The organism is Zobellia alginiliquefaciens (assembly GCF_029323795.1).
GTDB lineage: Bacteria > Bacteroidota > Bacteroidia > Flavobacteriales > Flavobacteriaceae > Zobellia > Zobellia alginiliquefaciens.
Map to the genome: position 1 here is coordinate 1,949,162 of NZ_CP119758.1, position 17,039 is coordinate 1,966,200.

At 37.2% G+C, this 17,039-nt stretch carries 16 protein-coding genes and 1 tRNA gene; 9 read left to right on the forward strand and 8 right to left on the reverse strand.

What is annotated here, in order from left to right:
* The first annotated feature begins 31 nt into the window (after positions 1-31).
* The 3 genes from P0077_RS08250 to P0077_RS08260 all read left to right on the forward strand — a co-directional run bounded on the left by P0077_RS08250 (position 32) and on the right by P0077_RS08260 (position 1,668).
* Positions 32-985 (forward strand): PorP/SprF family type IX secretion system membrane protein, encoded by a 954-nt coding sequence (locus P0077_RS08250; protein ID WP_276168636.1) that lies wholly within the window; start codon positions 32-34, stop codon positions 983-985.
* A gap of 103 nt (positions 986-1,088) precedes the next feature.
* Positions 1,089-1,451 (forward strand): dihydroneopterin aldolase, encoded by a 363-nt coding sequence (gene folB / locus P0077_RS08255; RefSeq protein ID WP_276168637.1) that lies wholly within the window; start codon positions 1,089-1,091, stop codon positions 1,449-1,451.
* A 146-nt stretch (positions 1,452-1,597) separates the two neighbouring features.
* A tRNA-Cys gene (locus P0077_RS08260) sits at positions 1,598-1,668 on the forward strand.
* Positions 1,669-1,755: 87 nt separating this feature from the next.
* Here the strand turns inward: P0077_RS08260 and P0077_RS08265 are convergent.
* The 3 genes from P0077_RS08265 to rnr all read right to left on the reverse strand — a co-directional run bounded on the left by P0077_RS08265 (position 1,756) and on the right by rnr (position 5,470).
* Entirely contained in the window at positions 1,756-2,427 is a 672-nt protein-coding gene (locus tag P0077_RS08265; protein ID WP_276168638.1) for a LysE family translocator, read from the reverse strand.
* A 113-nt stretch (positions 2,428-2,540) separates the two neighbouring features.
* Complete coding sequence (locus P0077_RS08270; protein ID WP_276168639.1) at positions 2,541-3,221, reverse strand: head GIN domain-containing protein; 681 nt, start codon at positions 3,219-3,221, stop codon at positions 2,541-2,543.
* Positions 3,222-3,277: 56 nt separating this feature from the next.
* A complete protein-coding gene (gene rnr / locus P0077_RS08275; protein ID WP_276168640.1) occupies positions 3,278-5,470 on the reverse strand; it encodes a ribonuclease R in 2,193 nt (730 codons plus the stop codon).
* A 651-nt stretch (positions 5,471-6,121) separates the two neighbouring features.
* Here rnr and P0077_RS08280 point away from each other — a divergent pair.
* The 3 genes from P0077_RS08280 to P0077_RS08290 all read left to right on the forward strand — a co-directional run bounded on the left by P0077_RS08280 (position 6,122) and on the right by P0077_RS08290 (position 8,089).
* Complete coding sequence (locus P0077_RS08280) at positions 6,122-6,553, forward strand: RpiB/LacA/LacB family sugar-phosphate isomerase (protein ID WP_276168641.1); 432 nt, start codon at positions 6,122-6,124, stop codon at positions 6,551-6,553.
* Positions 6,554-6,717: 164 nt separating this feature from the next.
* Positions 6,718-7,644 carry a cation diffusion facilitator family transporter gene (locus P0077_RS08285; RefSeq protein WP_276168642.1) on the forward strand — a complete coding sequence of 309 codons (927 nt, stop codon included), beginning with the start codon at positions 6,718-6,720 and terminating at the stop codon, positions 7,642-7,644.
* Position 7,645: 1 nt separating this feature from the next.
* A complete protein-coding gene (locus P0077_RS08290; protein ID WP_276168643.1) occupies positions 7,646-8,089 on the forward strand; it encodes a GNAT family N-acetyltransferase in 444 nt (147 codons plus the stop codon).
* A gap of 136 nt (positions 8,090-8,225) precedes the next feature.
* On the opposite strand, the gene P0077_RS08295 is transcribed toward P0077_RS08290, so the two are convergent.
* From P0077_RS08295 to dcm, 3 genes are all read right to left on the reverse strand, one after another.
* Positions 8,226-8,600 (reverse strand): hypothetical protein, encoded by a 375-nt coding sequence (locus P0077_RS08295; protein WP_276168644.1) that lies wholly within the window; start codon positions 8,598-8,600, stop codon positions 8,226-8,228.
* Positions 8,601-8,818: 218 nt separating this feature from the next.
* The gene (locus P0077_RS08300; RefSeq protein WP_276168645.1) at positions 8,819-9,433 is read right to left on the reverse strand and encodes a hypothetical protein; all 615 of its coding nucleotides are present in this window, start codon (positions 9,431-9,433) and stop codon (positions 8,819-8,821) included.
* 33 nt (positions 9,434-9,466) lie between these two features.
* Positions 9,467-10,693, reverse strand: a complete 1,227-nt coding sequence (gene dcm / locus P0077_RS08305) for a DNA (cytosine-5-)-methyltransferase (RefSeq protein WP_276168646.1) — start codon at positions 10,691-10,693, stop codon at positions 9,467-9,469.
* Between the two features lie 56 nt (positions 10,694-10,749).
* Here dcm and P0077_RS08310 point away from each other — a divergent pair, with 56 nt between their 5' ends.
* Positions 10,750-11,946 carry a C40 family peptidase gene (locus P0077_RS08310; protein WP_276168647.1) on the forward strand — a complete coding sequence of 399 codons (1,197 nt, stop codon included), beginning with the start codon at positions 10,750-10,752 and terminating at the stop codon, positions 11,944-11,946.
* Positions 11,947-11,969: 23 nt separating this feature from the next.
* On the opposite strand, the gene P0077_RS08315 is transcribed toward P0077_RS08310, so the two are convergent.
* Together P0077_RS08315 and P0077_RS08320 are read right to left on the reverse strand one after the other, a co-directional pair.
* Positions 11,970-14,099, reverse strand: coding sequence for an outer membrane protein assembly factor BamB family protein (locus P0077_RS08315; RefSeq protein ID WP_276168648.1), 2,130 nt, complete (start codon positions 14,097-14,099; stop codon positions 11,970-11,972).
* A gap of 38 nt (positions 14,100-14,137) precedes the next feature.
* Entirely contained in the window at positions 14,138-15,001 is an 864-nt protein-coding gene (locus P0077_RS08320) for a fructosamine kinase family protein (RefSeq protein ID WP_276168649.1), read from the reverse strand.
* A 95-nt stretch (positions 15,002-15,096) separates the two neighbouring features.
* On the opposite strand from P0077_RS08320, the gene P0077_RS08325 reads away from it, so the two are divergent.
* Both P0077_RS08325 and P0077_RS08330 read left to right on the forward strand, forming a co-directional pair.
* Positions 15,097-16,203, forward strand: coding sequence for an acyltransferase family protein (locus P0077_RS08325; RefSeq protein WP_276168650.1), 1,107 nt, complete (start codon positions 15,097-15,099; stop codon positions 16,201-16,203).
* A 39-nt stretch (positions 16,204-16,242) separates the two neighbouring features.
* Positions 16,243-17,037, forward strand: a complete 795-nt coding sequence (locus tag P0077_RS08330; protein WP_276168651.1) for a 3-keto-disaccharide hydrolase — start codon at positions 16,243-16,245, stop codon at positions 17,035-17,037.
* Positions 17,038-17,039 lie beyond the last annotated feature (2 nt).

Below are 17,039 nucleotides of genomic sequence, written 5' to 3' on the forward strand. Positions count from 1 at the left end.
ATAAAATACTTAACCTACAACCTACAGTACCATGCGCAAATTCATTTGGACCTTGCTGCTCTTATCGGGCATATTTACCGCGAGAGGTCAGGAGCTCAATTCGCCCCAACTGTCTCAATATTTGGCAGATAACCCTTTTGTTCTATCACCAGTATATGCCGGTATAGGAGACCATGTAAAAATTAGGCTTAACGGTCTTACCCAATGGGTAGGTATAAAAGATGCACCACAGACGCAGTCTTTGGCAGCAGATATGCGTTTAGGCGAAAAATCAGGTATAGGGCTATTCTTGTATAACGATAAAAACGGATATACTAAACAACAAGGTGCAAGGGTTTCTTTTGCGCATCACTTAACGCTAGATAGATACGATGATGAATTTCTTTCTTTCGGTCTATCTTACAACTTTAACCAGTTTAGAATAGATGTTGATAAGTTCGTGGATGCTAACCTTGACCCTGGTGTTATAAACAATCGCCAAACGAGCAATCATAACTTTGATGTAGGTGCATTATACAGATATGGTAAATTTTATATCAGTGCCAATGCTTCTAACCTTTTGGGCAAAGATCCAAGTAGCTTTACATTTAACGCGGATGAACCCAATGAATTAAGAAACTACTACGTCTATACAGGTTACCGTTATAGAAAAAATAAAAATAGTGATCTAGAAATAGAACCATCGGTTCTCTTTAAACTTTTTGAAAGTGATGGCCGTTCTGAAACGGATTTAAACCTTAAATTTAGATGGTACAACTTTGAGGATTATTTCTATGCCGGTGTAAACTATAGATTCTTAAATGATCAAATTGGTGATCCCTTATATATTGCACCTTTTGCCGGTCTAAAGAAAAACAATTTCTATTTTGGATATTCATATCAAATCATACTTAACGAAATAATTACCTATAGTACAGGTACTCATGTGGTTACCATTGGTGTAGACTTGTTTCAAGGTCTTAGTAACTGTCGTTGTACCTACTAAAAACCTAAACTCCTTAGAAGAGCAACATAACCTTAAAAATTACCTATTGGCTTTTTATCTTTATTCCGCCGCTTTCAATTAAATTTGCAAAAATATATTGATTTTGGATAAGGTTAAAGTTAGTAATATAAGGGTTTATGCACACCACGGATGCTTAGCGGAAGAAACTGCAATAGGGAGTGAATATTTGGTAAACGTGTCTGTCGATGCTGATTTAACCAAAGCATCAATTTCCGATAAATTATCTGATACAGTTGATTATGTTCATATAAACCATATTGTAAAGGAGGAAATGAAGATACCTTCTAAACTTTTGGAACATATAGGCAAACGCATTATTGACCGTATTTTCTTAGAAATACCAATTGTAAGAAAAGCAGAAATTGAAGTTTCCAAAATAAATCCGCCAATTGGGGGTGATGTAGAAAAGGTTACTATTGTTTTAAGGGAAAAACGAAAAAAGTAATTTTGTAGAAATCTTTAATTACCCTCTAAACAACTGCAAATCTTTACACTTACAAATTTTCTTACGAGCTATATTGGGCCAGTGTAAAAAAAAAGTAAAGTAAAAATAGCATTTCAATCAAAAAAACTATCTTTGCACCTGCAAATGGCATCGTGGCCGAGTGGCTAGGCAGAGCTCTGCAAAAGCTTGTACAGCAGTTCGAATCTGCTCGATGCCTCAACAAAAAACCTTCGTGATATACGAAGGTTTTTTTGTTTTACGCGATAATCTAAAATAAATGCTACGAGGCTTGCCCCAAATTAATTTACTGCAACTTTTCCATACGTTCAATTCCTTCTTCAATGGTGAACTGGTCTTTGGGTAAAAAACCTTTAACTATGAGTACAATACCACAAATTATTAGGATAAAACCAAGGCCTTTTTTTATGAAGTAAATTCTGCTGGTAGTCAGCTTTTTCTTTAATTGTTTTGCCAAAAGGATTTTAAAAATATCGGTAACAAAATAAGCTCCTATCATTGTAGAAAAAAATACAACAATTCTGTTGGAATCGTTATCTAAGCTTGGGCCTACTACAATGATGATACCCAACCAAAATACAAGTACCCCAATGTTTATAAAATTCAAGAGGAATCCTTTAATAAAGAGTCCTATATAATCACTTTTTTTCACTTTTATGTTCGTATGAACTTGCTTTGGCGGTTTTCTAAATACGGTCGTAATTCCATATACCAAAAGTATAACACCCCCAAAGACATATAGACCAGGTTGATTGCTTAAATTTTCTAAAAGTTGAAAACTACTGAAATAGGCAATGACCAAAAAAACACCATCAGCAAGAATAACTCCAAAATCAAAAACCAGGGCGGCCCTAAAGCCTCTTATTGCGCTGGTTTCTAAGAGAACAAAGAAAACAGGTCCAATCATAAAACTCAATAAAAAGCCTAATGGAACTGCTGCCTGAATGTCTTCCCACATGCGTTATGGTTCGTATTTATATGAATTGTTTACAGTAGAATAGTATGTTACCGGTATTTTGTGGTAAAATCTATAACACAAAGCTAAGAGATTAAAACTGGAATAAAAACCGACTACATTCGTGTTACGGTGCCACCAAATACGGTTTTTTCATCCATTTTCTTTGGATCACCATATACCAAAACTTCGCCACCTGCCTTTACAGTTGCCTTTACATAATCCGAAGCAAAAATTTCTGCTCTAGACCCTGCATTAACATTGATGGTAGAAAACTTGGTCTTGAACTCTTTACCTTCATAAATGCCACCGGTATTAATAACAATGTCCTGTAAATTGGATGAGCCAATGGTAGAAACTACACCACCAGTAACAGTTTTTATCAACATCTGTTCCACTTCGGCATTAATTGCCAATTCACCTCCTTCTTGAGCCTTTAATTCCAATACTTCTTGTTTTATAGGCTGCTCAGAGGCTATACGGGCATCTTCATTTACATCTATTACAATTAAATCTTCTGTATAATAGATTTGTACAAAGGTCTTATATCCACTAAAGATTTTTCCAATTTGCATGCGTATCTTCAGCACACCGTCATTATTCACAATGGCTACTTTGTCTATATTCTCACCAGATATGACCGCTTTGTTCACATCGGCTTTAATAAGCGTAACGGAAAGACCGTCAAAAGCCTTAACCTCTGAGAATTTGGTCAGGTCTTGTGTCATCTTAGCATCCTGGGCATAGGTAAATTGAAGCCCAAGCATACAAATGACAAGCAAAACGAACTTTTTCATGATGTACCTTTTAGGTTATTTTGATAGTTCAAAGACAAAATCCGTTCCAAAAAGGACTATCCCTCATGCTTTCCCAACAAGGAGAAATCTAAATGACGTTTAACCAAATCGGAATTCTTTACCATAACTACAACTTCATCACCCAATTGATAGGTTTTCTTTGTTCTTTCCCCAACAATCGCGTACTGCTTTTCATCAAAGGTATAATAATCATCTTTTATATCGCTGATCCTCACCATACCTTCACACTTGTTTTCGATGATTTCAACGTAGATACCCCATTCGGTAACTCCGCTAATAACACCAACAAATTCTTGGTCTTGATGATCTTGCATGAACTTGATCTGCATATATTTTATAGAATCACGTTCCGCACTGGAGGCCAAGTACTCCATATCCGAAGAGTGCTTACATTTTTGCTCGTATACTTCTTCTTTTGCCGAAGCCCCTCCGTCTAAATAATGTTGCAATAAGCGGTGCACCATTACGTCTGGATATCTCCGAATAGGTGATGTAAAGTGACTGTAATAATCGAACGATAAACCATAATGTCCAATGTTATCCGTAGTGTATATAGCTTTGCTCATACTACGAATAGTTAGCGTATCTACCAAGTTCTGTTCTTTTTTACCTTTAACATCGCTCAAAAGCTGATTTAAAGAGGCGCTGATGGACTTTTTATCCTTGAAGTCTAACTTATGCCCAAACCGGGAGATAATTCCATTAAGAGCTATTAATTTATCTTCATTGGGATCATCGTGCACACGATAAACAAATGTTTTCTTGGGCTTCTGCTTTCCTATAAATTCGGCCACTTTTCTATTGGCCAAGAGCATAAATTCCTCAATTAGTTTATTTGCGTCTTTAGATTCTTTAAAGAAAACCCCAATTGGTTCACTTTCTTCGTTCAGATTAAAACGAACCTCAACTTTATCAAAAGAAATAGCGCCATCTTGCATACGTTTACCACGCATAATTTTTGCCAATCTATCCATTTCTAAAGTAGCTTTTACTACCTCTTCTGAAACGGTATAGGCATTTCCCCTAATGGATATTTCCTCAGGAATGCTTCCTTCTTGGTTTTCTATAATATGCTGAGCTTCTTCATAAGCGAAACGTTCGTTTGAATTAATGACCGTTCTACCAAACCATTGATTTTTGATCTTGGCATCTTTATCCATCTCAAAAATTGCGGAAAACGTATATTTTTCTTCGTTAGGACGTAATGAACAGGCATTATTGGATAATACTTCTGGAAGCATAGGTACCACACGATCAACCAAATAGACCGATGTAGCTCTTTCATAAGCTTCATCATCTAAAATAGTATCGGGAACCAAATAATGAGAAACATCTGCAATATGAATTCCTATTTCATAATTACCATTTTCGAGCACTTCAAAGGAAAGGGCATCATCAAAATCCTTAGCATCTTTAGGGTCAATGGTAAAGGTCAACACCTCTCTCATATCTCTCCTTTTAGCTATTTCTTCTTCTTTAATGGAAGTATCAAGGGTATCTGCGTAACGTTCTACTTCGGTAGGAAATTCATACGGAAGTCCGTATTCAGCTAAAATGGCATGAATTTCTGTATTGTGTTCTCCAGGTTTTCCTAAAACTTCCGTAATAGTTCCGGTAGGGGAATCATCCTTACCGTCCCAACTTTCAAGTTTAACAATAACCTTATCGCCATCGTTGGCCCCATTTATACTATCCTTTGGAATAAAGAAATCTGTATACATTCTAAAATCTGTTGGGCGTACAAAAGCAAATGTCTTCTGTAGATCTACAATACCTACAAATTCTGTCTTTTTACGTTCCAGAATATTAGCAATCTCGCCCTCTAGTTTTTTCCCTTTTCTCCTTGGAAATATGTATACCTCTACGGTGTCTCCATGAAAAGCTTTATTTACCTTGTTGGCATGTACAAAAACATCATCTTCCATGCCTTCTATGACCACATAGGCATTACCACGGCCAGTAAGATCAACAGTACCTGTTTGATATTTTTTGGTAGAAGCAACAGCCATATAACTACCTCTGCTTTCTTCCTGTATTCTATTTTTCTCCTTTAATTGCCCTAACCTTTTAATTAATTGGTTCCGGTCTTGCGTATTGTCCAGGCCAAGTTTAGCCGCTATTTGTTTATAATTGAAACTCTTTTTTGGATCTTTCTCTAATACGGTAAAGATTCCTTTTGTTATCTCGTTTGTTCTATGGTTACGAGCTTTCTTTTTATTCTTTGACATTAACTATCTTTAATTTATACGGTAAATTACGAATTATAATTCATTACCTCATGTATTGAACACTCTTGATCTGAATTCAAGGTTATCAACAACTATATTATAATCTGTTTTTCTTTTAAAATTTTAAAAAATAAAATGGTGGTTATTATAGTGTGTTAATAAGGCTTATAAAATTTTGAAGAAATAATTGCTTTGAACTACTTTAATAAGTTGTTGACAATCTTTACAGTTATAATATCTCACAAAATCAGGGTGGTAACTTAATTATCAATATTCGTTGATAAGTGATATCAACATAAATTATTTAATAAGTAAACGTAAATTTAATGTTAATTACCCACAATAACATTTTGATAGCGTATTATAAAAAGGGTAAAAATAATTTTCTCAATTAGCATTTAGTTTTGTAGAGTACTATTCAACCGAGAAATCAAAATTTAAGATCTAGATTCTTTTGCAAGGTTATTAACAATATAAACACCTTTTAACAATAACAAATTAACAATGAACAAGTGTTAATAGAAAACTATTGTTGTGAGGAGTATGTATTTTGTTGTGAACCACTAGTATTTGTACCTTTGTACGGGTATTAACGGATTTAATATAGTACTTAAACCTTCTTCTAATAAGGTTCTAATATAATTAGGTATAATGAAAATAGCTATTGGAAACGATCACGCAGGTACTGACTATAAATTGGCCATTGTAGGTTTACTGAAGTCAATGAATATAGAGGTAAGTAATTATGGTACCGATGGAACGGATAGTGTTGATTATGCCGATTTTGTTCACCCGGTTGCTCTAGATGTTGATAAAGGTGAAGTAGATTTTGGTATTATTATCTGTGGTAGTGGCAACGGTGCCTCTATGACAGCCAACAAACACCAACAAGTACGTTGTGCCCTTTGTTGGACAAAAGAGATCGTTCAATTAAGCAGAGAACATAATGATGCCAATATCTTAAGCTTACCGGCAAGATTTATTTCTTTACCTCAAGCTCTAGAAATGGTGAAGACTTTTTTAAATACCAATTTTGAAGGAGGTAGGCACGAGAGAAGAATAGAAAAAATACCTTGTAAGTAAATTTTCAAAGCTTTACTTTTAGATATACCAAGGCTTTTAAAAAGCTAGAATTTCCAACCACTTTGTAATACTAATAATTTGAGATGTTCTTAATGGGTCTATAATCCGTTATGAAGATTTTTCAATAATAATATATTTTATAAACTATATAGTCTACCATAGTAATGGGACATTCTCACGAACACCATTCTCATGGGCACAGTCACGCTCATTCTAATTTAAAAGGAAGGAATTTAATTATATCCATCTTATTGAATATTCTAATTACTGTAGCTCAAGTAATTGGAGGGTTAGTATCTGGAAGCCTTTCACTACTTTCGGATGCGCTACATAATTTTAGTGATGTTCTTTCACTTATTATTAGTTATGTGGCCACCTTATTATCTAAAAGACAGGCATCAACAAATAAAACCTTTGGTTATAAACGTGCTGAAATTATTGCTGCTTTTGTAAATGCAGCAACATTAATTGTAGTTGCGCTTATATTGATAAAGGAAGCTTCAGAACGCTTTTTTGAACCACAGACCATAGAATCGGACATAGTGATATGGCTTTCTATATTAGGTATTGCCGCAAATGGTTTTAGTGTGCTCTTGCTTAAGAAAGATTCTAAGAGTAATATGAACATGAGGTCAGCTTACTTGCACTTATTAACAGATATGTTGGCATCTGTGGCGGTGCTTATAGGCGGTTTAGTTATGAAGTTTTATGAGATCTATTGGGTAGATGCAGCATTGACTTTAGCTATTGCCATTTATTTGATTTTTGTGGGATATGATTTGTTAAAGGAAGCTACTCGCGTACTTATGCTATTTACACCAGATACCATTCGTGTACAACAGATAGTTGAAGAAGTATGTAAGATAGCATCCGTAAAAAATATACATCACATACATATTTGGCAATTAAACGAAGATGAAGTGCACTTAGAGGCACATGTAGATTTTAATGAAGACATCAGACTTTCGGAGTTTGACAACATTCTAGATGAAATAGAAGAGGTGGTGTATCACAAATTTGGAATCAACCACGTTACTATACAACCAGAATATGGTAAATGTGGTAGTAAACAAATAATAGTACAAGATTAATATGATAGAAATTACGGTAAAATCCTTTGAGGCGCTCTCCAAACTAGAACTTTACAATATACTTAAAATTAGAAGTGAAGTTTTTGTGGTTGAACAAGATTGTGTGTATCAAGATATTGATGATAAAGACCAAAAAGCACTTCATGTGATTGCCACTAAAAATGATGAAATAGTTGCCTATACACGAATTTTTAGAGCCGGTGATTATTTTGAGGAAGCCAGTATAGGTAGGGTAGTAGTAAAAAGTACCGAAAGAAAATATGGTTACGGTAAAGATATAATGAAGGCTTCAATAAAGGCGGTAGAAGAACATTTTAATGAAAATGTAATTAAAGTTTCTGCCCAGTTATATTTAGAACGTTTTTATCATTCCCTAGGTTTTGACCAAGAAGGAGACGGGTATCTAGAAGATGGCATACCACATATAGGTATGGTAAAAAAATAAGGCCCGTAATTAACGGACCTTTTATTTTTTTGATGGATAGTAAACTACCTCGGGGTAAGTCCACGAGGCATCAAAAGGGATACACCTTGATTTCGAGGCAAGCCCTGGAGCATCCAATCTCCATTATCGAGTAAAATTATATGCGAATAGGTTCTTTGTTGGTTAGGTTTATATCTTCCAACATGTTATCGGTAAACTTGTAATGTCCCTTGGTCGTTATAATTCGGAATCTATTAGAGTTCATTCTGCTTAAGGTATCCAAGAAAAGCCACTTCGTTTTTAGAAGTCTAGGTTTAGCAGATTTCAGGCTAATTTCAAAGTAATATTTCCTTCCGTTTTTAAGGGCCACTATATCTGGTGTAATCTTAGAATCTGTACCTTTTCTAACGTAGGATTTGGGTGTTTCATAACCATCAATATCGGCTTTTATATCTTCGAAACCCGTAGCCTCGAGATGGTTAATTGACTTCTCTAAAAATTCCTGATTTTCTGACTTTTCTGTTCTTACCATAAGGAATAAGATAAATAAATAAATTAGAATAACAAATTTTGAACGTTGATTAACAGCATTTTAAGAACCGACTACCCAGTTTGTAGTATGCTTTAATACCCAAAGTTGTAGCTTATTTGCTATGGATAAAACACAATATATTGTGGTTGTAAGTACATAGTAGTCAATATTTAAAGCTAAATATTAACTTTTACAAACTACCCGGTTTGTAGGAATGGTTATGCCAATCTTTTGGCTACACCAATTTCTTCTAGAAAATCCAGTTTTAATATAAGGTTTAGTGGTTTTTCAGCTTTGTTTTTAGTAGATGCAAATAGATACCCCTCGCTTCTGTGATGTAGTTCGTCAACCTTAATTTTACCATGCATATTCTGATCTGGTAAAATATATTTTTTTAAAGACGATAATACAATGGAACGCTCTTTTAGAAAGTTGATCAGCTTTTGCCGATTTACCATAGTAATTTTACAGGAAGTAAACACTCCAGGAGCATCTGCATATATAGAAGTTATTAAGGCATAAAATTCTGTCTTTTTAGAAGAATCGAATAGCCAACCTTCTTTTAAAGTTCCGTTCTTTTCATAGCTCAGTTCAAAGGCAAAAGTCGGTAGGTTTTCGTTAATGTAATCTAACTGAGCTTTCTCGTCTATATTATATTTTTTCCCATTTGATGTATGGGTAAAAATCAAATCTATACCTGCAAGTTGCTGTGGCATTTTAGAAATGCGCTCAAAAGAATAGTGCTTTAAATATTGCCTGTAGTAACGGTCTAGTAATGAACAAAGTTTTTTTTCCCTCTCCAAATCCGAATTAAAGTTACTTTGAAGAGGCATAGGACAGATATTGATATGGAATTTTAAAAAGGTTTACACTTTAATTTTATCGGCCAGAGCCTGACCAATCTTTTCAACAACACCTACAACAAGTGCATTTCCCATAAAAAAGGCACGTTTGGTATCACTAATACCTTCTAATAACGTATGATTATCAGGAAACATATTTAAACGCTCCAATTCTACCGGAGTTAATCGGCGTAATCCCTTTGTGGTCTGTACCACATGTTTAAATCTTGAGGGAGATTTTCCGCCTTCTCCGGTTATGATGGTCCTAGAAGCGTTATCCAAAGCATCAGGGAAAATCATTCCGCCCTCACTGTAATTATAGGTGAATCCGGTTTTTGCCGTTCGGACTTCTTTCTTTGCCCCTTTTAAGTATTCCCATTTCGGGAAATCGTCTTCGGGAATATAAAATTCCTGCGTTACTTCTCCGTTTTGAAGCACATCACCTAAAACGGTTCGCTTACCGGCATAACTAGATTCGGTTTTTACCGTAAACACTTTTCCATTTATAAATATTCCGGAATTTTGAAATGGAGATAGTTTTTCGCCTAGATTAAAACTTTCTGAGAGAGACACTAAATCGCCTTCAATTTTAAAGGAAGATGGCTTTTGAACGGTTTGTTGAACAGGAAGGGCGGTAGCAATAGTCCCTGAAGAAAGCACCCAATCAGAAGGGTCAGCTTTTTTTAAGGATTTATAAAGTGGAGTTGATTTATGATAGCCCAAGAAAAAAATACGTCTACGTCGCTGAGGCATTCCGTAATCTGCGGCATTAATTACACGCCATTCTACAGCATAACCCAAATCATCAAGACTTTTCAACATAATAGCAAAGTCACGCCCACGTTGCGCGGAAGGCGATTTCAACAACCGATCTACATTTTCAAGAAATAGGTATTTGGGCGGATTCTTTTTTTCGGATAAAACCCGATGGATACTCCACCATAACACTCCTTTTTTACCAATTAGGCCTTTGGAGTTTTGTAAGGTGGTAGCAACAGAATAATCTTGACACGGAAATCCACCTACGAGCACATCTGCATCGGGAATAGTATCAGTGGGGACTTCAGCAATATCCTGGTTACTGTGGTTTTCCTTACCAAAGTTGGCCTCGTAAACTAAAGAGGCGTGTTGAGCCTTGGTAGAGGGCTCCCATTGGTTACTCCAAACTACCTCATATTTTCCTGTTTTTTCCAGCCCCAGGCGAAATCCTCCGACACCTGCAAAAAGTTCTATTGCTTTGAGTTTGCTCATTTGCGATAAAATTACATAATTTCACTAACGAAAGTAAAATTGATATCAGATTAAGGATGAAAAGATATAGAATAGGGTTCATGTTCACCGCTTTTTTAATTCTGCTTTTGGTTTCCTGTACCGAAAAAAGTAAAAAAGAAGCACAGCTCATAGAGAGTATTTCAGAGGTAAGAAAACAATATGCTCCAGATAAGAGAACGGCGCTTTTTGATGTTCATGTTTTCACAAATACCGAAAAATATATTCTTAAAGGTGAAAGCAACATGCCTAAGGCTGTTGAGGCCCTTGAAACCAAGCTGAAGGAGGAGAATTACGTTACGTATGTCAATGAAATAGAATTACTGCCTTCAAAATCGCTAGAAGGAAAAACCCAAGCCGTTATTAATCTGTCGGTTGCCAATCTAAGAAGCGCACCTAAACATTCTGCAGAATTGGCTACACAGGCCACCTTGGGTACTCCGGTAAAAGTGTATAAAAAGGAAGGTGATTGGTACTATATTCAAACCCCGGATAAATATTTGTCTTGGGTAGATGCGGGAGGAGTGGTGCTGATGGACGATAATCAATACCAGACATGGAAAAGCACTCAAAAGTTGATTTATACCCAAACTGCTGGCTACTCATATCAAGATACTGATTATGGACAACGAGTTTCTGATTTGGTAGCGGGAGATATTTTAAAGCTGATCGGAGAAACAGATGAATTCTTTCAGGTTCAATATCCGGATGGCAGAAAAGCATTTGTGAGTAAAGAAGAAGCCGAATCCTATGAAGGTTGGTTGGAAAAACTGGACCCTACTCAGGAAACCCTCGTTTCTACTTCTAAAACCCTTATGGGTGTACCGTATTTATGGGGAGGCACTTCAACAAAAGGTATGGACTGTAGTGGGTTTACTAAAACCATTTTTTTCCTTAACGGAATGGTCATACCCAGAGACGCCTCGCAACAGGTACATACAGGAAAAGCTATTGATTCTGTGAAGAATTTTGATAAATTACAAAAAGGAGATTTGTTGTTCTTTGGAAGAAAAGCCACGGACTCTACCGCAGAAAAAGTGGTACACGTAGGAATGTGGATCGGGAACAATGAATTTATACACGCCTCAGAAATGGTACGCATAAGCAGCATGGACAAAAATGCGGATAATTATGATGAGCACAACCATAACCGTTACCTACGCTCAAAACGCATCTTAAAGGAAAATGATGATGCCTTGATCAGTTTGGTTAAAAATCCTGTTTTTAAGGATTAACGCTCGCCCTCGTGAAGGCATCACTATTCCAAAGCAAAGGCGATAATCTTATTTCCTTTTTCTGTCCCTAGTTTCTCGCCACCACAGGCTATAGCAATAAATTGCTTTCCGTTTATTTCATACATCGCAGGTGTTGCAAAAGCGGGTGCCGGCAGTTTATATTCCCATAACTTTGCTCCGGTATGTTTGTCAAAAACCCTAAAAAAACCATCTCTAGTAGCAGCAATAAATAGGAGACCATTTTCAGTAATTACGGGACCACCGTAGTTTTCGGTTCCTGTTCCGGTAACTCCTTTTTCTAATAATTCAGGAGATTCCCCAAGGGTAATAGACCATACATAGTCTCCAGTATTTAAATCAATCGCATGCAGTGTTCCCCATGGCGGGTCAATAGCTGGGAGACCGTTTTTATCCAGAAATTTGTTATAACCTAAATGTTTGTAGGGAATTTTATAAGGCTTTTCAGCTCCTGTTTTTTCGGTTACATTATGTTTTATTTCCTGATTGAACAAAAAGCGCAAGAGCGCCTCTTTTTCCGTTTTCTTCAATTGTGGAAAACCCGTCATCATACCTTTACCGTTCGTGATAATGGATGAGACTTCTTCTTTTGACTTTCGCAGTTCTAGGTCAATTAGCGAGGGAAATCCGCTTGCCGCCAAACCCGTTCTATCCGCTTGATGACAGCTTACACAGTTTTTGGTATACGTAGCTTCACCTAAAGGTAGTGCCTCTAGATTTGTATCATTTTCCTCCATTTGCATGATCCAAGGCATCTCGTTGGAATTCACATAAATAATACCTTCTTCAGGGTCGGCGGCCGTACCTCCCCATTCTGCCGCTCCGTCATAACCCGGTAGAAGTAATAAGGGTTCTAAACCCGGTGGAGTATATATCTGCTTTTCTATACTTCGTAAAATCGCTCTGAGCGAATCAGGGTTTTCAGCATACGGACTCACATTATCTTCTGTAATTTCTGTGGATTGCCGAGCAAAAGGTTTTGGTTTTATAGGAATAGGTTGGGTAGGCCAAGCCTTTTCGCCATCCAGTGTAGATGATGGTACCGGTACTTCTTCAATATGAAAAAGAGGTTTACCCGTTTTTCGGTCAAAGACATATACATAACCTTGTTTCGTCACCTGTGCCACGGAAGGTATTTTTTTGCCATCTCGTTCTACCGTCAAAAGGTTGGGTGGAGCAGGAGGGTCACGGTCCCAAAGGTCGTGATGCGTAAATTGAAAATGCCAGATATGTTCGCCTGTATTGGCATCCAAAGCTAAAAGACAATCGGAATAAAGGTTACTTCCTTTTCTGGCTCCCCCATAAAAATCGGGAGCCGCCGAGCCTATGGGTATATAGATAATTCCCGCTACTTCGTCTACCGCCATTCCCGCCCAATTGTTAGCAGCACCCACTTCATCGCTTAAATAAGCATTTTCTTCCCACGTATCATAACCTTCCTCACTGGGATGTGGAATCGTATGAAAAACCCATTCTACAACGCCGGTAATCACATTAAAAGCCATAACGTTTCCAGGAGCCGCACCAGAACCTTCAGAGAGCCGAAGCGGCATTACAATCAGGTTTTTGTAAATAGTGCCAGGTGTGTTTGATATCACGAATTTTTCTCGTGCAGATTCAGGCATTCCTGAACGTAAATCAATTTGTCCGTTTTCACCAAAAGTGGGAATGGGTTTTCCTGTTAAAGCATCTAAAGCGAAGAGATAAGGTCCTCGTGTGCAGAGAATTCGTTTGTCAATGCCTTCTTCCCAATACGAAACACCCCTACTTGTAGAATGCCAAACCTGAATGGAATCTCCAAATTGCCAAATCTCTTTTCCAGTTTCAGCATTGAGCGCCACAACGCGCAGTGCTGCGGTAACACCGTATAGAATGGTGTCAACCACCAAAGGGTTCATCTGCATCTGCCCCCAATCTTTGGCCTTATACGTCCAAGCTACTTTTAGGTTTTTGACGTTTTCCTTAGTAAATTCAGAGAGCGTTGAATAATGACTTCGGCCAGGGTCGCCCAAGTAGGTAGACCATGAGGTATAGGCATCATTACCTTGTTTTTTTGTAGTATCTGATTCACAACTAAAAAATGCTGAGCCCAGAATTATATACAACACGGCTATAACTAATTTTTTAAACTGCATGGAAGAGAAAATAAACTTCTTTAAATATAAGTAAAACCTTAAAAATAGCGCTGTAATATTTCGATAACAGAAGCTTTGTAGGAGCTTCCGAACATATTTAAATGTGCTAAGAGATAGTAAAGTTGGTAGATATCCATTCTTTCTTTTTCGTTACCAATTGGCGGGAAATGATCCCGGTAGGCATCATAGAAAGAGTTTCCGAAACCACCAAAAAGACGGGTCATGGCCAAATCAACTTCGTGATGACCATAATACACTGCTGGGTCTATTAAATAGGGAGTGCCATTTGATGATATCAAATAGTTTCCACTCCATAAATCGCCATGTAGTAAAGAAGGATTGCTATTTGGAAATAGATTTTGGCAAGTTTTCAAAAGTTTGTCTTCTACAGGAATTTCACTATCGTCTAGCTTTCCAGATTCTTTTGCCAATTTAAGCTGGGGTATAAGTCGCTCTTGAACATAAAATTCGGGCCAATTGGAATGAGCAGAGTTTGATTGTGGAAGGCTACCAATAAAATTAGGGACAGAAAAACCAAAAACATCGGAGGTGCTATGCAGATGTAAACCTGCTAGTTGGTGACCCAATTGTTCAAAATCTGCTTCCAAGGGTCGTTTGGGCTCAATATATTCCATAACTAAAAAGGCACCTGTATCAAGCGCCTCACATAGCAACACTTTAGGCACCGCAATAGTTTTAGTATTGGCAATGGCAACAAGGCCGGCCTTTTCGGCCAAAAATAGAGCATGTGCATTGTTTTGGTAATTCACTTTACAGAAGAATCGCTCTGTTTCTGAATACAAAAAGTAAGCCTCCGAAATATCACCGCCGGAAACCGATTGAGTTGTTTCAATCTTGATACAAAGTAAGTATTCAATATGTTTCTTCAGGTTACTATCCATATAACCAATATAGCCATAATGGCCGAAAATAACGGGGTGCCAATTACTCTAATATTTTTGCTACTTTAGAAGGATCAACCAACGTATTACCGAAAATGTCTCAACTAGCCGAAAATGTCTCGAAACGTCTTTTTTCTTTGGATGTTTTCAGAGGTCTTACCATGTTTTTACTCATTGCCGAAGCCGCAGGCTTTCATCATAATTTTTCGGAATTGACGGAAGGAACTATGTTCTCCGGTCTTGCACATCAGTTACATCATCACCCGTGGAACGGACTCTGGTTTTGGGATTTGATTCAGCCCTTCTTTATGTTCATTGTTGGTGTAGCAATGCCTTTTTCTTTACGAAAGCGTTTAGCTTCGGGAGACAGAAAAGGAGTCACCAAACATATTTTACGCAGATGCTTTTTATTGTTCGCGTTTGGTGTATTGTTGCATTGTGTTTATAGTCACGCACTAGTTTGGGAGCTTTGGAACGTACTGGTACAATTAGCTTTTACTATTCTCATAGCCTATGCAATTATGAATTTACCGAATAAAATACAAATCGGTATATCATTAGGTTTGCTTGTGCTTACGGAGATATTGTATCTTGCATACAATCCGGAAGCACCTTATGCACAAGGTCACGAAAGTTTCGGTTCGTATATAGATATGTTGGTCATGGGGCAGGTAAATGATGGGTATTGGGTCTTTGTAAACTTTATTCCAACAGCGGCCCATACCATTTGGGGTGTTGTCTGTGGACGGATTTTACTATCTCATATAGCGGTAAAAGAAAAACTTAAACCTTTTCTAATTTATGGGACTGTTTTACTTGTACTGGGTATTGTTATGGATTTTGCAGGAATCACACCTATAATAAAACGTATTGCAACCAGCTCCTTTACTTTGGCCTCTGGCGGATTGGCTATTTTGACGCTGACGCTTTTCTATTGGGCAATTGACGTAAAAGGAAACCACAAAAATTGGTTGAAGATTTTTTCCGTTGTTGGTACCAATTCTATTTTTATTTATCTGTTTGCTGAGACTGTAGGAGTACAATGGTTTAGGGGTTTTGGCCAAATTTGGACCGAAGGACTTTTGTCTCCACTTGGTATTCCGGAAAAACTAATTATGGTTATTAACGCTTTGTTCGTACTTTTCATCTTTTGGTATATCACTTACTTTTTAGATAAACACAAAGTGTATTTCAAAGTTTAAAATATCATACTCAATCATATTTCTCTCAACACGCATACTATGAAATTCTCAAAAATTGTCCTTTTTATTTCTTCCATCGCCCTTGTGGCTTGTAATTCAACTAAAACTACGGTTGCTGAATCCGGTTGGGAGGATATGTTCAATGGCAAAAACTTAGACGGATGGACCACAAAAATTCATCATTACGAAACCGGAGATAATTTTGGGGATACCTTCCGTGCTGAAGATGGTATGATCAAAGTGCGTTATGATCAATATGAAGGCGATTTCAACGACAGATTTGGACATTTATATTTTGATAAGCCGTACTCTAGTTTCCATTTGTCCATGGAATACAGATTTGTGGGAGATCTGCATCCTGGTGCACCGGTTTTTACGGAAATGAACAGTGGTGTCATGTACCATTCTCAAGACCCAAGAACCATGTTGAAAGAGCAGAACTGGCCCATTTCCGTAGAAATGCAGTTTCTTGGCGGAATAAAAGAAGGCGAAGCTAGGCCTACAGGTAATATGTGCTCCCCAGGAACTGAAATTGAATATGAGGGCAAGATATACCCAAGCCATTGTTTACGATCTTCTTCCAAAACCTATTATGGCGACCAATGGGTAAAAGCCGAATTGATTGTTAGAGGAGATTCTTTGGTAACGCAAATTATTAATGGGGAAGTGGTTTTGGAATACACTAAACCCCAAGTAGGCGGAGGCACCGTTGTTGGTTATGATCCCAAACAAAAAGAAGATGGCAAACTGTTGAAAGAAGGTATGATCGCTTTACAGAGCGAAGGGCAGCCTATCGACTTTAGAAATGTGAAAGTCAAAAATTTAGAACCTTAAGA

Excerpts from the sequence above, each read along its gene's own strand:
- P0077_RS08280 (WP_276168641.1), top strand. The coding sequence starts at position 6,122 with ATGAAAATAGCTATTGGAAACGATCACGCAGGTACTGACTATAAATTG.
- P0077_RS08320 (WP_276168649.1), bottom strand. The coding sequence starts at position 15,001 with ATGGATAGTAACCTGAAGAAACATATTGAATACTTACTTTGTATCAAG.
- P0077_RS08330 (WP_276168651.1), top strand. The coding sequence starts at position 16,243 with ATGAAATTCTCAAAAATTGTCCTTTTTATTTCTTCCATCGCCCTTGTG.
- P0077_RS08270 (WP_276168639.1), bottom strand. The coding sequence starts at position 3,221 with ATGAAAAAGTTCGTTTTGCTTGTCATTTGTATGCTTGGGCTTCAATTT.
- P0077_RS08250 (WP_276168636.1), top strand. The coding sequence starts at position 32 with ATGCGCAAATTCATTTGGACCTTGCTGCTCTTATCGGGCATATTTACC.
- P0077_RS08325 (WP_276168650.1), top strand. The coding sequence starts at position 15,097 with ATGTCTCAACTAGCCGAAAATGTCTCGAAACGTCTTTTTTCTTTGGAT.
- P0077_RS08300 (WP_276168645.1), bottom strand. The coding sequence starts at position 9,433 with ATGCCTCTTCAAAGTAACTTTAATTCGGATTTGGAGAGGGAAAAAAAA.
- rnr (WP_276168640.1), bottom strand. The coding sequence starts at position 5,470 with ATGTCAAAGAATAAAAAGAAAGCTCGTAACCATAGAACAAACGAGATA.
- P0077_RS08290 (WP_276168643.1), top strand. The coding sequence starts at position 7,646 with ATGATAGAAATTACGGTAAAATCCTTTGAGGCGCTCTCCAAACTAGAA.
- P0077_RS08310 (WP_276168647.1), top strand. The coding sequence starts at position 10,750 with ATGAAAAGATATAGAATAGGGTTCATGTTCACCGCTTTTTTAATTCTG.
- P0077_RS08285 (WP_276168642.1), top strand. The coding sequence starts at position 6,718 with ATGGGACATTCTCACGAACACCATTCTCATGGGCACAGTCACGCTCAT.
- P0077_RS08265 (WP_276168638.1), bottom strand. The coding sequence starts at position 2,427 with ATGTGGGAAGACATTCAGGCAGCAGTTCCATTAGGCTTTTTATTGAGT.
- dcm (WP_276168646.1), bottom strand. The coding sequence starts at position 10,693 with ATGAGCAAACTCAAAGCAATAGAACTTTTTGCAGGTGTCGGAGGATTT.
- P0077_RS08295 (WP_276168644.1), bottom strand. The coding sequence starts at position 8,600 with ATGGTAAGAACAGAAAAGTCAGAAAATCAGGAATTTTTAGAGAAGTCA.
- P0077_RS08315 (WP_276168648.1), bottom strand. The coding sequence starts at position 14,099 with ATGCAGTTTAAAAAATTAGTTATAGCCGTGTTGTATATAATTCTGGGC.